Origin of the sequence: Acuticoccus sp. I52.16.1 (assembly GCF_022865125.1) — a bacterium.
Lineage (GTDB): Bacteria > Pseudomonadota > Alphaproteobacteria > Rhizobiales > Amorphaceae > Acuticoccus.
This window is the reverse complement of the sequence record NZ_CP094828.1, coordinates 4,709,782-4,722,876: the sequence shown is the minus strand read 5'-3', so window position 1 is coordinate 4,722,876 and position 13,095 is coordinate 4,709,782. Positions and strand designations below refer to the sequence as shown.

Genomic DNA, 13,095 nt, shown 5'->3' with positions numbered 1-13,095 from the left:
AATTGCGCCGCGCAAAAATGAAAAAGACGTTAGATTTTCGCATCCAAGGCCGCCTCGCGACCGGGGCGCAGCGTCACCCGCGCGTCCGCACAGCGCAGCGCCAGCGTCACCTGCAGCCCGGGCCGCAAGGCGAGATCGTGGAGCGACCAGCGGGCCGCGTCGTCACCGTCGAGCCGCAGGAGCCGGGCCGGGCCGTGCGCCGCGACCCGCACCTCGATGCTCTCCAGCGGCCGCGACAGACCGGTGCCGAGCGCTTTGACCACCGCCTCCTTCGCGGTCCACACGCGCATCAACGCATCCGGGCGCCGCGCCGCGGCGAGCGCGCCGTAGGCCGCGAACTCCGCCGCGCCCATGATGTGGCGCGCCACGCCGTCGCCGTCGTCGAGCCGCCGTCGCCGTTCCGCATCGACCCCGACGGGATGCGTGGCGCACAGCGCGACGACGACGTCGTCCTCGGTGTCGGTGAGGTTGAAGTGGAGAGCGGCGGGGGGCACGAGGGCGGGCTTGCCCTGCGCCCCTTCGACGAAGGCCACGCCGGCGGCAGGGACGCCGATGCGCGCCGCGATCGCTCGCCGCAGCATGCCGCGGCGCAGCACGAAGCGGCGCTTCAGACGAGGGAAGGCGTAGCGCTCCGCGCGCGCCCGCTCGTCCGGCGACAGGACCGCCGCGCAGGCCCCCAGCTCTCCGCCCAGCGCCGCGAGGTCTACATGTAGCACCTCGACCGTGGCGCGGGCGGCGGCGGGGTCAGGCGGCGGCGACTGCGCCACCCTCGATCTCGCCCACGAGCTGCAGGAAGGCCGCGCCGGGGTCGATCGCGGCGAGCTGCGGCGCGATGGCTTCGGCCGCCCGGCGGTACCGCGGCTGGCCGAGGATGCGGTTGGCCAAGGTGCGCACGCTCGCCGCGCTCACCTTGGTCTCGTCCTCGAGATGCTCGCCCAGGCCGAGGCGGGTGAACATGCGCGCCGTCATCAGTTGGTCGAGATTGGCCGGAAGCGACAGGATCGGCCGCCCCACCCTCAGGATCGGATGCACCGGCATGCACCCCCCGCTGCACACCACGAGGTCCGCCCGCTCGGCCGCCTGGTCGGCCGGTAGAAAATCGGTCGTATAGAGCCACGGCGGCTCGGACGGGATGTCACGGCGCCCGGCGGTGGCGACGAGCGCGGTCACGCCCTCGGCCCGCAGCGCGGTGACGACCGCGTCCAGCAGCCGCGGCTCGCCGGACGAACCGAGGTTGACCGCGACCACCGGCCGATCGGCGGGAACCGCGTCCCACCACGGCGGCAGCGGCGTCTCGGCCGACCACACGATCGGTCCGATGAAGCGGTGCGTCGGCGGAGCGCCCTCGGTCGGCGTGATCGAGGGGACGTCCGGGTGGAGGACGTAGTCGGCGTCGGTGAAGAGGTCGTGGATGTCGATGCTGGCGACGGGGAGGCCGTATTTGGCACGCACCGTGTTGTAGGGGAGCGTGTAGTAGGCGGAGCCGAGGGGGAAGAGCGCCTCGAACACCGCCTCGAACGAGCGCCGGCCGAGGACGCCGTGCAGCGGGTGGACGGCCGGCGTCATCGGCTCGCGGCTGAACGGGCTCCAGTGGGCGTTGATGACGGCGGCATAGGGCACCCCCGCCAGCCGCGCCGAGATCGCCAGCGACTGGCGCATGTCGCCCACGACGAGGTCCGGCCGGGTGAGGCCGATCAGCCTGAGGTCCTGCTGGACGTAGCGGTCGAGGATCGCGGTGTCGAACACGGGGGCGGAATATTTCAGCCGCTCGGCGGCGACGTGCGCCGGAAAGGCCGACGTCAGCGGAATCGTCCGGAAGGGAAGCGGGCCGAGGATCGCCTCGAAGCGCCGGTCGAAGGCGAACTCGACGTGGTGGCCGGCCGCGGCGGCCGCGCGTGCCAGCACCATCGGGCGCACCACATGCGACAGCGTCACCGCCTCGCCGATGAACAGAATTCGCATCTTCGCTCAGCTCTCGCGCCGGGACCCACGGCACCGGCGTCCTCCCTGCATCGCCCCAGCCTACGCCGCGATCTCGTGCGCCGCGACCTGGAACACGGCGTCGACGAAATCCACCATCGCCGCGCCGCTGTGGTAGCGGGCCATCATCGTGGCGACCCCCTGCGCGGCCTGGGCGTAGGCGGGTTCGGCGAGGATGCGCAGCACCGCGCCGCGGACCGCTTCGGCCGACGGGTCGCTGCCGTGCAGCAGGTCGCCCGCCCCCAGCGCGGCGATGGCGTGCGCGTACGCGACCGATTCCTCCGGCTCCGGCACCACGAAGACCGGCGTTCCGGCGGCGAGGCTCTGCTGGATGATGGTCGTGTCGGCGTTGGTGACGACGAGGCTGGCACGGCGCTGCATCTCGCTGCTGCGGATGGTGTCGGCCGCGAAGACGCCGATCCGCCCGGCGACGACGGGATTGTCCGGCGTGGTCGAGGCGACGATGGTGACGCCCGCCCCCTCGAGCCCGTCCAGCACGGCCGCCGCGGCGCTGTGCTCGTCGAACGAGGAGAGATTGACCCAGACGATCCGCCGGTCGGGCGGCAGGCCGTCCCACCAGGTGGGGAGCGGCGCGTGCGGGTGGCTCGGCCACAAGACCGGTCCGATGAACCGGTGCGTCGGCGGGATCTCGTTCATCGGCACGATCTCGGGCACGTTCGGATAGATGACGAGGTCGGCGTCGGTGTAGCTCTGCCGCACGTCGCTGTGCCAGCCGGCGATGCCGTGGTTGAGGCGGGTCATGTTGCCGGGAAGCGCGTGGACGAACATTCCCATCGGCACCAGGAGGTCCATCAGCGTCTGCGCCGGGCCGCGGCCCAGCTCGCGCAGGAGCGGCACCTGCGGCAGCTCGAACGGCAGCGCGCAGGCCGCGCTGAACGTCGCGTCGACGATCACCGCGAAGCGGACGCCCAGACTGCGCGCGCTCACCGGCAGCGAGGGCCGCATGTCGCCGATCACCAGGTCCGGGGCGACGGTGCGCATCAGGCGGATGTCCTCGCGCACGTAGGCTTCCAGCATGGCGACGTCGAACAACGGCAGCAGGGCGCGCCAGCGGGCCTTGCGTTCCTCGCGCGCCATGGCCGGGCGCAGCGGGATGAGGCGGAACGGCAGGTCGCCGACGATCTTGCGGCAGGCCGGGTCGGCGGCGAGGACGACGGTGTAACCCGCCTCGTGCAACGCCCGGCCGAGGGTGGCGAGACGGGCGGCGTTGGACAATCGTAGCGGTTCGGCCACCAGGAGAATGCGTTTCTGACGCGCCACGGTTCGACCTCCGCCGATGTCGATCTCTGCGCAGCAAGTAGAACCATGTCCTCGCAGCGGGGGCGAGTGAAATTTTGACGTGCGTTCAAGACGCAAGTGCCGGCGGTGGGGGAAACGTCCGCCCCTCTGCTCTCCCCGCCCCACGTCGGACGCCGTGCGAGGGCGGCGCGACTTGAAATCCGGCGGCAGGCGTGCCCAATGTCGAGGCCGCACCCGGCCCTCTGGTCGCAACACGAAGAGACGGCATGGCGACCTTCGTTCTCACGCATGGTGCCTGGCACGGCGGTTGGTGCTGGCGCCGGCTCGCCGATGCCTTGATCGGCGACGGGCACCGCGTCTTCTGCCCCACGCTGACCGGGCTGGGCGAGCGGGCGCATCTCCTCGGCCCATCCGTCACGTTGGACACCCACATCGCCGACGTCACGGGCCTCATCACCGCCGAGGAGCTGTCCGACGTCGTGCTCGTGGGTCACAGCTACGGCGGCGCGGTGGTGACGGCGGTGGCGGACCGGATGGCCGACCGCCTCGCCGCCCTCGTCTTCCTCGACGCCTACATCGCGACCGACGGCCGCTCGATCATCGACGCGGATCCGCCCGAACGCCAGGAGGCGATCCTGAAGCACGTGGTCGCCACCCCCGCCGGCGACGTGCTGATGCCGGCGCCGGCGAGCTTCTACGCCCTGGCGAGCGAGGCCGACGTCGCCTGGGTGGATCGGCGGCAGACGCCTCACCCCGTCGCGACCTACACCCAGCCGGTGGCGCTCGGCGGCGCGTGGCGCACCGTGCCGCGCCTCGCCTACATCGCCACGACCCGTTTCGGGCTCGACGATTTCCGCGCCATCTCCGCCGGCCTCGCCGGCGACGACGCCTTCGTGCGGGCCGAGATCGCCACCGGGCACGACGCGATGATCGACGCGCCGGGCGAACTCGCCAGCCTGATCGAGCGCCTCGTCCTGTGACTGGACCCGCCTCCGCCACACCGCCCGCCTCCCCGCCCGCCGCCCCCGCCGAAGCGCACGACGCCAGCCACGACGGCCCCGGCCGGGCGCGCTTCGTCATCGCGCTCACCGGGTTGATGATGGTGCTGGCGATGAGCACGCTCGACGGCAACATCGTCGGCCCGGCGCTGCCGCGCATCGTCTCCGACCTCGGCGGCGTGTCGCATCTGTCCTGGGTGATGACGGCCTTCCTGCTGACCGCCACCATCACCACGCCGCTCTACGGCAAGCTGAGCGACATGTTCGGCCGCCGTCCGCTCTTCACGGTGGCGATCGCCCTCTTCCTGGCCGGGTCGATCCTCTCCGCGCTGGCGACGAACATGGCGATGCTGATCATCGGCCGCGCCATCCAGGGACTGGGCGGCGGCGGGCTGATGACGCTGACCCAGATCACCATGTCCGACCTGGTGCCGCCGAGCCGGCGGGCCAGCTATCAGGGCCTGTTCGGCGCCGTATTCACCGGTTGCAGCATGATCGGCCCGCCGCTGGGCGGCCTCATCACGCAGTGGCTGTCCTGGCGCTGGATCTTCTACGTCAACGTCCCGGTGGGGCTGATGGGGATCACGCTGTTGTGGATCGGCCTCAGCCGCGGCACCGCGAGCCGGCGCCAGCGGATCGACTATGGCGGTATCATCGTCGTCGCGGTGGCGACGGCCGCGGCGCTCTTCGCCCTTTCCCTCGGCGGCGACGTCTACGGTTGGACCTCGCCGGTCATCCTCGGCCTCTTCATCGGCTCGGGCCTCCTCTTCATGGCCCTCGTCAACGTGGAGCGCCGCGCCGACAACCCGATCATCGAGATGAGCCTTTTCCGCAACGACATCTTCACCGTGGCCACCGCCGTCGCGGCGTTGGTGTCGACCGCGGTGGCGGGGGCGATGGCGTTCGTGCCGCTCTTCCTGCAACTCGTCCTCGGGATGACGCCGACCGCTTCGGGGCTGATGGTGACGCCGATGGTCGCCGCGCTCCTCGTCGGCATGCTTCTGGGCGGGCGCCTGGTGACGCGGCGGGGGCGCTATCGCATTTTCGCCGTCATCGGCACGTCCATCGCCATGGCGTCGATGACGATGCTCGCCGTGCTGGCATTTCTCGGCGTCGGCGCGGTGCCGCTGATCGGCGCGCTCACCGGGCTGGGGCTGGGGCTCGGCCTCACGATGCCGGGGATCACCGTGGCGTTGCAGAACGCGGTCGACCCCGGCCAGATCGGCGTCGCGACGTCGACGGCCAACTTCATTCGCACCTTGGGCTCGGCCTTCGGCGTCGGCCTCGCGGGCGCGATCATCACCGCCCACGCCACCAGCCGGACCGACCGGGGCGAGCACGCCGGCCTGATCGCGGCGATCCTCGATCAGGGGAGCGAGGCGCTGAAGGGCAGCTCCGGCGCGGCGCGCGAGGCCGTGATCGCCAGCTACCGGCACGGCGTGTCGCTCACCTTCGCGGCCTGCGCGGCGTTGACGATCGCGGCCTTCCTGATCGTCCTCTTCCTGCGGGACAAGCCGCTGCGCACGCGCAACGCACCGCCGCCCGGCACCAAGTCCGTCTGACGGCGAGGCGGCCGCTCAGGCTTCGCCCGGCGCAAACCAGCCGATGCGGTCGAGATGGAGGACGGTGCTCTCCACGTCGATCTCCTGTGCCACCAGCTCCTGCTCGAAGGCGAACTGAGCGGCGGTGATGTCCGGGCGGGGGCGGGTGTCGCGCGTCAGCACCGGGTTGAGGCGCACGAAGCGGTCCTCGAGAATGCGGCTGAGCTGGTAGTCCGTCGCCTGGCGGTTGAGGTCGAGCACCAGGTTGAGGAAGGCCATCGGGTCGTTCGGATCCAATAGCCACGTCCCGTAGCCGACGTCGCCGCGCGGCAGGTCGATGAAGTGGTTGGCCTCCCCCTGCCCGATCGACAGGATCTGCACTTCCTCTAGCTCTGCGCCCAGGAAGTCGTGCGCGGCACCCAGCGCGATCAGCGCCGGGTTGTTGGCATAGAGGCCGCCGTCGGCGTGACCCTGGTAGGCCGGTTGCAGCATCGGGATCGAACTCGACCGCAGCACCACGTCGACGAGGCGCGTCTTGTGCACGAACGGCTCAGAGAGATTGTGGTAGACGCGGATGGTCCAGCGCCGCAGCCGCTGGTTGGGCGCCTCGTTGTCGAGCTCGACGGTCGGGATGACGACGCGCCGCCGTGTCTCGCTGATACGCGTGTCGCCCAGCACCCCCAGCATCTCGCGGTAGAGCAGTTCATGCGTCAGGAAGGCGTTGACGCCGGAGATCGCACCCAGCGTGCGCGGACTGAGCGGGCTGGTCCCCTCCAGCGGGTTCCAGGCGCGGAACACCTCGAGCGCGTCGGCCAGCCCCTCCTGCGGCGTCTCGCGCAGGCTCATCATCGCGGCCGCGGCGCTGCCCGCGGAGGTACCGCTGAAGACGTCGACCGTGTCCAGGAGGCCGGGGCGCAGTGCCTCGAGCCGCGCCAACAACAGGCACATCACCAGCGGGCGATACCCGCCGTCCATCGCGAGGACCCTCAGCTTCCCCATCGCCCTCTCCCGTCGTCGTCCCGCGCACTCTCCCGCGCGCCGTCCGCGCGCGGTGCCCTCATCGGATCCCCCGCAACACCGCCACGGCCGCCAACAGGACCGCGCCGAGGACGAGGGCGCCACCGGTGCCGATATCGCTGCGCGCCAGCAGCACCGCGCTCACCATCAATCCGCCGAACAGCACCGCCACGCTCAGCCGGTTCGTCGCCCGTGCCAGGGCGCGCACGTCCTTGTGACGGTTCGCGTCCTCGACACGGATCGTCAGTTTGCCGCGCTCCAGCCGGGTCAGCATCCCGTCGAGCCGGGTCGGCAGGCGCGCCATGAACATCACGAGGCGCTTCAGCTGGTCGGGCGACGGGCGCCACTCGTCCGCCAGCAGCCGCTGGACCATCGGCACGAAGCGCTCGGCGGGGTCGAACGTCGGGTCGATCCGCGTCACCGTGCCGGCGCACACGCCCATGGCGCGGAAAATGAACAGAAGGTCCGCCTTCAGCTTCATCGGCGATTGGAACAGCAGCGACTGATAGCTGGAGAACAGCTTCTGATACTGGTCGAAATCGCCCTCGCGCACCTGGCCCACGAACGCGGACGGAAACTTCTGCAACACCTGCTCGATGAGCGCCTCCAGCTCGTCGAGGTCGGTGTCCGGCATGAGGATGTCACCCTCGATGTAGGACTGGACGATGGTGTAGGCGTCGCGCGTTCCCATGCCGATCGCGTAGGTGCGGAACGAACGGCGATATTGTTCGGGGATCGCGACCGCCATGCCGAAGTCGATGAAAACGAGCTGAAAAGGCCGGTTGGGAACGTACGGGATCGGCAGGCGCTGCGCGGGCGGGAAGGTCGGCGCCCACTTGGCCGGATCCTCGCCGTCCACCGGCAGCGGGCGAACGAAGAGGTTGCCCGGATGCGGATCGCAGTGGATGAAGAAGTTGAGGTAGAGCTGCTCGAGGTAGCTGTCCATCAGCTTGGTGGCGACGCGGCGACGCTCGATCCCCGTCGCCTCGAACCCGGCGACGTCCTGGACCGAGAACCAGGCGACGTCCTCCATGGTGATGGTGCGCCGGCCGGACCAGACGGGAAAGATCTCGGGCGTGGCGACCTCGGGATCGGCGGCGAAGTCGGCGGCGAAGCGGCGCGCGTTCTCGGCCTCGATGGTGAGGTCCAGCTCGTCGCGCGTGACGGAGACGAATTCGTCGGCCAGCACGTCGATGTCGACACGGCGGCGCACCGGACCAATGAAGCGCAGGCGGCGGATGGAGCGGCCGACCACCTTCAGGTCGCTCTCGACCACCTCCTCGATCCCCGGCCGCAGCACCTTGACGACCACGGGCCGCCCGTTGGCGAGGCGCGCCCGGTGCGCCTGGGCGAGCGAGGCCGCGCCGAGGGCCACCGGCTCGAACACCGGGAAGACCTCGCCCAGCGGCCGGCCGAACTCGGCCTCGAGCTGGGCCACCACATCGGCGAGCGGCGCGGGCGGCACCGCATCGTGCAATTCGGCGAGGATGTCCGTCACCTCCGCCGGCAGCAGGTCGACGCGCGAGGAGACGAACTGGCCGAGCTTGATGAGGACGCCGCCCAGCGCCTCCGCATCGCGCCGGAACCGGGTGGCGAGGGCGGCCCAGCGCGGCGTCGCCGGCCGGCGGAAGCGCCGCAGCGGCCCGCGCGCCAGGATGATGTCCCACCACACGATGTGCAGGCCGATGTGCAGGAAGAGCCGCCGCACCGCGCGGTTGCGCGCGCGCCCGGTCGGCCGCGGCGTCCCCGGCGATAGAGGCGGTACCGGCGGCGGCGGCGCGGCAATGGGGAGCCGCGCCCGCACCTCGGCGATCCGCGGCCCGGCCCCCGGCGGAGGCGTCTCGGGCGACGTCCGGGCGGGACGGTCGGACCGGGTCACAGGCATCGCGCGACGCACGTTGCGCGGGCGTCGCCGCCGGCTTCGCCGCGAGCGGTGGAGACGGAACGGCACGGCCGAGAAGATGGGGCGCGGTCGGCAGCGGTCACGCGATCACGCCTCATCGACCCGTGTGCATTCCGGGAGCGACCCGGCCGGTCGTCCGGCCCGTGACGGGCGCCCCCGCGGCGGCCGACGCGGCGCTGGGCGGCCGCGCCGTCGTGGCGCCCGGCCGGCCCCCGAGGGCAGACATTGAAATCACGGCGATTCTTTCATAGGGCTGCCGGGCGGCGGGCTCGAGGAAAGAAGGGATCGGCTTCGGTGTTGTCATATGTTTGGGCAGCGTTTGCAAGCAACGCCCGCACGATGTTGGCGCCATGAGCGCCGATCCCGCCGCCTGGTTCCTCTCGGGCGTGGACGACGACGCGCCCATCCGCCTCTTCTGCCTCCCCTTCGCCGGGGGGAGCGCCGCGGCCTACGTGCGCTGGCGCACCGTCGTGGACAAGCGCATCGCCGTGGTACCGGTGCAGCTCCCCGGACGCGGCGCCCGCATCCGCGAGGAGCCGCTCGAGCGGATGGACGACCTCGCCGACCAGCTGGCCGCCGCGATCGCCCCGCACGCGGGTCGGCCCTACGCCCTCTTCGGCCACAGTATGGGCGCGCAGCTGGCGTTCGCGACCGCCCGCGCCCTGCGCCGCGAGGGGCACCCGCCGCCGCAGGCGCTGTTCCTCTCCGGCCGACGCGCGCCGCAGTGCCGCGGCCCGCGCACCCCGCTGCACGTCCTCACCGACGACGAGCTGAAGAGCGAGCTGCGCGCCCTCGGCGGCACGCCCGCCGCCGTCATGGAGGATGACGAGCTGCTCGACCTGATGCTGCCGGTGGTGCGGGCCGACCTGAAGGCGGTGGAGACGCACACCCACCGCCCCGAACCGCCGCTCGACTGTCCGATCCGGATGTTCGGCGGCACGCGCGATTCGATCCCGCGCGAGGACCTCGTCGCCTGGGCCGAGCACACCGCGGCAGGCTTCGAGCTGACGATGTATCCGGGCGGGCACTTCTTCATCAACGAGCATCACCCGGCGATGTTGCGCATCATAGGCGAGGCGCTGTCCGCCACGTCGCCCATGTAGCCGCTCGGCGCCGACGTGGGTCCGCAAGCCGGCTTCGCTGATTTCGCGACACTGCGGGACTGAACACCAAGCCCCGCCCCAGCCACACCTGCGATCCTGCGGTGGGGCCGGTCCGCCGATCCGCCGTCGCGGACCCGTCTCGCCCCCCTTTGTGGCACCTCGCGGGGTGCCCCCGCCGGAGCGCGCCGCCCGCGGCCATCGCCCCGGCTCCGATCGATCCGGGCGACGAGCCGCGCCGCCACCCGGATCGACGCCGCCGCGCACCGTGCCGGCGCACCGGAACCACGATCCGCAACCGATGCAAGTGCCTCCCCTCCCGAGCCGGCGTCGGACGCACGAAAAATCGGCCCGCCGCCTGCGGCGAACAGCCGATCTCCCAGCCTCGCGCCAGATAACAGGCATACGCCTTTAGCGTGCAACCACGGGAGATGAACTCTTGGCAGTCATACTGGGTCTCGTCATCGGCATCGGATCGATGCTGGGTGGCTTCATGGCGATGGGCGGCCACGTCGACGTGCTATGGCAGCCGTTCGAGGTGCTCATCATCTTCGGTCTCGCCGCTGGTATCTTCATCATCGCCAACCCCGCGCCGATGATCAAAAAGACCGGCTCGGCGATCGTGCAGGCGTCCTCCGGCAAGGCGCCCAAGCGCAAGGAACTCCTGGAATTGCTGGGCTGCCTGTTCGCGCTGATGCGCGACCTGAAGGCCAAGCCCCGCAACGAAGTCGAGGCACACGTCGACAATCCGGAGGAGTCGGAGCTCTTCAAGAAGTTCCCGGCCATCCTCAAGGACAAGATGCTCCTCAACTTCATCTGCGACTACGTGCGGCTGATACTCATCGGCAACGCCCGCGGCTTCGAGATCGAGGCGCTGATGGATCAGGAGATCGCCACGATCCGCAAGGACAAGCAGAAGCCGGCGCTGGCGCTGGGCGAGATCGCCGACGCGCTCCCGGCGATCGGCATCGTCGCCGCGGTGCTCGGCATCGTGAAGGCGATGGGGGCGATCGACCAATCGCCGGAGATCCTGGGCGGGCTGATCGCCTCGGCGCTCGTCGGCACCTTCCTGGGCATCCTGTCGTCGTACGCGTTCTTCGCGCCGATGTCCTCGAAGATCAAAACCATCGCCGAGAAGCAGATGAAGCCGTACCTCATCACCAAGCAGGCGCTGCTGGCCTACATCAACGGCGCCATGCCGCAGATCGCCCTGGAGCACGGCCGCAAGACCATCGAGACCTCGTCCCGCCCGACCATCGACGAGGTGGAATCCGAGGCACTCGGCAACGGTCCGGCCAACGACGAAGGTCGCCGCGCCACTGACAAGGCCGCGTGAGGGCAACCATGAGCAACGTGTCCACCGAGGTGTCCGACCGCCTGCTCGATGCCGCCGGCATCCAGCTCGATCGGCTCCCGATGCTACCGGTCATCTTCGACCGGGTCGCCAATTCCTGCGCCGAGCAGATGCGCGCCGTCGCCGCCTCGCCCTGCTACTTCTCCGTGCTCGATCTCGAGCAGGGACGCATCGGCGAGATCCTGGAGCCCTACGAGGCGAACGCGGTCACCGCGATCCTCGAGGTTCCGGAGTGGGACTCGGAGGTGGTGCTCGGTTTCGACCGCGACTTCATCTTCACGATCGCCGAAGTGATGTTCGGCGCCGACGGGCAGGAGATGCCCGAGGAAGACGGCCGCACCTTCTCCAACATCGAGATGAAGGTGTGCGCCAAACTCGCCGAGCTGGTGTGCGACGTGCTCACCCAGTCCTTCTCGGTGGTCACCAAGGCGACCTTCCGGGTGGAGCGGCTGGAAACGCGCATGCACTTCGCCGTGATCGGCCGGCGCACCGCGCAGGCCGCCGCCGCCAAGTTCCTGGTGCAGGCGATCAACCGCGGCGGCGAGATGTTCATCATCCTGCCCTATGCGGGCTTGCAGATGGTGCGCCGCTCGCTCGGCTCGGCCGCCACCGAGGTCGGCGGCACGCGCGACCCGGACTGGGTGCGCCAGATGCGCGCCGGCGTCACCCGCGCCGACGTGAGGCTGCGCGCGATCCTCGACGAGCAGAGCATCACGCTCGGCGAGATCACCCAGCTCAAACCCGGCGATCTCATCCAGCTGTCCGCGACGCCCAAGTCGCCGGTGAAGCTAGAGGCCAACCAACAGGCCCTGTTCTGGTGTCAGCTGGGACAGGCGGACGGTGTCTACAAACTGCGCGTCGAAGATGTATTCGATCCGGAACAGGAGTTTATCGGTGATCTCCTCAATAGTTGACGTCATCCTCCTTGCAGCACTGGCCGGAACCACCGGTGCCGTGCTCCTGATGTACCGCCGCCTCCAGCGGTTCGATGCCTTGCAGAACGCGGCGGCGAAAGAGTTCGCCCGCTCCTCCGAGGCCCTGGACCGCGCCCGCGAAGCCATGAGCAAACTCTCCGACGAAGGCGGGCAGATGGCCATCACCCTGGTCGACCGCCTCAACGAGGCCCGCGTGGTGATGAACGAGATCGACGCGGCGACGCTGCGGACCCGCGAGACCTACGTCGAGATCGCGGAGTTCGAGCGCAGCCACCCGCCGGCCCCGATCCCCGCGCCGGCTGCCGCCGCCCCTGTGGCAGACGTCGCGCCCGCCCCGGCCGACCTCGTCGTCGACGAGGAGGACGAGGTGTCCGCCGACGCGCGCCGCACCGTCCCGGCCGCCATCCGCATCCGCGACGCGGCGCGGGCCCGGATCGCCGCCGCCCGGCAGAAGGCGGTGGAGGCCCAGGCCGCCGCCCCCGTCGCGCCCCGCGCCCCGCGCCCGCACCACGAACTCGGCACGGCCGCGGCCGCGGCGCCCACCAACGCCGCTGCCACCGGGGCGCCCAAGCCGGCGGATCCCGCGCCACAGGCGGTCACCCGTGCGCCCCGTCCAGCGCCGAGCCATGCCGAAACGGCTCTGGCCTCCCGCCCCAAGGCCGGATCGGCCAGCGCGGTGCCACTGCCGGCCGCCAAGGCCGTGCGCGCCAGCCTGGCCAAGACCGAGGCGAGCCGCCCGGCCACCACCACGGCCACGGCCGCGGCCGGCAGCGGCGGCGCCGCGCGTGCCGCAGAGCGGCCCAAGCCGAACGGCCCGATCATGATGCTGGTCAAGGACCGCGAAGGCCTCGCCGCATCCCCTGCCGGGGACGAGACCCAGGAGCACAGCGCCGAATTCGAGGCCGCGATGGCCGCGATGAACGGGCGTCAGTACACCTGGTCGGAACTCGCCACCGCGGCGGCGCAGCGCTCCGCCTGAGCGAGCCGGCGCCGCCCCGGCCCCCGAA

At 70.9% G+C, this 13,095-nt stretch carries 11 protein-coding genes; 6 read left to right on the top strand and 5 right to left on the bottom strand.

Annotated elements, in window-relative coordinates; genetic code table 11:
- Positions 1–29: 29 nt before the first annotated feature.
- The 3 genes from MRB58_RS21255 to MRB58_RS21245 are packed head-to-tail and all read right to left on the bottom strand — an operon-like array spanning position 30 to position 3,261.
- The gene (locus tag MRB58_RS21255; protein ID WP_244779080.1) at positions 30–767 is read right to left on the bottom strand and encodes a 4'-phosphopantetheinyl transferase superfamily protein; all 738 of its coding nucleotides are present in this window, start codon (positions 765–767) and stop codon (positions 30–32) included.
- Positions 745–1,962 carry a nucleotide disphospho-sugar-binding domain-containing protein gene (locus tag MRB58_RS21250; protein ID WP_244779079.1) on the bottom strand — a complete coding sequence of 406 codons (1,218 nt, stop codon included), beginning with the start codon at positions 1,960–1,962 and terminating at the stop codon, positions 745–747. The genes MRB58_RS21255 and MRB58_RS21250 overlap by 23 nt, the downstream gene beginning before the upstream one ends.
- 60 nt (positions 1,963–2,022) lie before the next feature.
- Positions 2,023–3,261: a glycosyltransferase gene (locus MRB58_RS21245; RefSeq protein WP_244779078.1), complete on the bottom strand. Its 1,239-nt coding sequence runs from the start codon at positions 3,259–3,261 to the stop codon at positions 2,023–2,025.
- Between the two features lie 245 nt (positions 3,262–3,506).
- Here MRB58_RS21245 and MRB58_RS21240 point away from each other — a divergent pair, with 245 nt between their 5' ends.
- Both MRB58_RS21240 and MRB58_RS21235 read left to right on the top strand, forming a co-directional pair.
- Positions 3,507–4,220: an alpha/beta fold hydrolase gene (locus MRB58_RS21240; protein ID WP_244779077.1), complete on the top strand. Its 714-nt coding sequence runs from the start codon at positions 3,507–3,509 to the stop codon at positions 4,218–4,220.
- Positions 4,217–5,800 (top strand): MFS transporter, encoded by a 1,584-nt coding sequence (locus MRB58_RS21235; RefSeq protein ID WP_244779076.1) that lies wholly within the window; start codon positions 4,217–4,219, stop codon positions 5,798–5,800. Before MRB58_RS21240 ends, MRB58_RS21235 begins: the two co-directional genes overlap by 4 nt.
- 15 nt (positions 5,801–5,815) lie before the next feature.
- Here MRB58_RS21235 and MRB58_RS21230 read toward each other — a convergent pair whose 3' ends face one another.
- Together MRB58_RS21230 and MRB58_RS21225 are read right to left on the bottom strand one after the other, a co-directional pair.
- Positions 5,816–6,778 (bottom strand): patatin-like phospholipase family protein, encoded by a 963-nt coding sequence (locus MRB58_RS21230; protein WP_244779075.1) that lies wholly within the window; start codon positions 6,776–6,778, stop codon positions 5,816–5,818.
- 58 nt (positions 6,779–6,836) lie between these two features.
- A complete protein-coding gene (locus tag MRB58_RS21225) occupies positions 6,837–8,504 on the bottom strand; it encodes an AarF/ABC1/UbiB kinase family protein (protein WP_244779074.1) in 1,668 nt (555 codons plus the stop codon).
- A gap of 545 nt (positions 8,505–9,049) precedes the next feature.
- Between MRB58_RS21225 and MRB58_RS21220 the strand changes: the two genes are divergently transcribed.
- The 4 genes from MRB58_RS21220 to MRB58_RS21205 all read left to right on the top strand — a co-directional run bounded on the left by MRB58_RS21220 (position 9,050) and on the right by MRB58_RS21205 (position 13,067).
- On the top strand, positions 9,050–9,802 hold the full coding sequence (locus MRB58_RS21220) for a thioesterase II family protein (protein WP_244779073.1): 753 nt from the start codon (positions 9,050–9,052) through the stop codon (positions 9,800–9,802).
- Positions 9,803–10,238: 436 nt separating this feature from the next.
- The gene (motA, locus tag MRB58_RS21215) at positions 10,239–11,135 is read left to right on the top strand and encodes a flagellar motor stator protein MotA (RefSeq protein WP_244779072.1); all 897 of its coding nucleotides are present in this window, start codon (positions 10,239–10,241) and stop codon (positions 11,133–11,135) included.
- Positions 11,136–11,143: 8 nt separating this feature from the next.
- The gene (locus MRB58_RS21210; RefSeq protein WP_244779071.1) at positions 11,144–12,067 is read left to right on the top strand and encodes a flagellar motor switch protein FliM; all 924 of its coding nucleotides are present in this window, start codon (positions 11,144–11,146) and stop codon (positions 12,065–12,067) included.
- On the top strand, positions 12,048–13,067 hold the full coding sequence (locus MRB58_RS21205) for a hypothetical protein (RefSeq protein WP_244779070.1): 1,020 nt from the start codon (positions 12,048–12,050) through the stop codon (positions 13,065–13,067). The genes MRB58_RS21210 and MRB58_RS21205 overlap by 20 nt, the downstream gene beginning before the upstream one ends.
- Positions 13,068–13,095 lie beyond the last annotated feature (28 nt).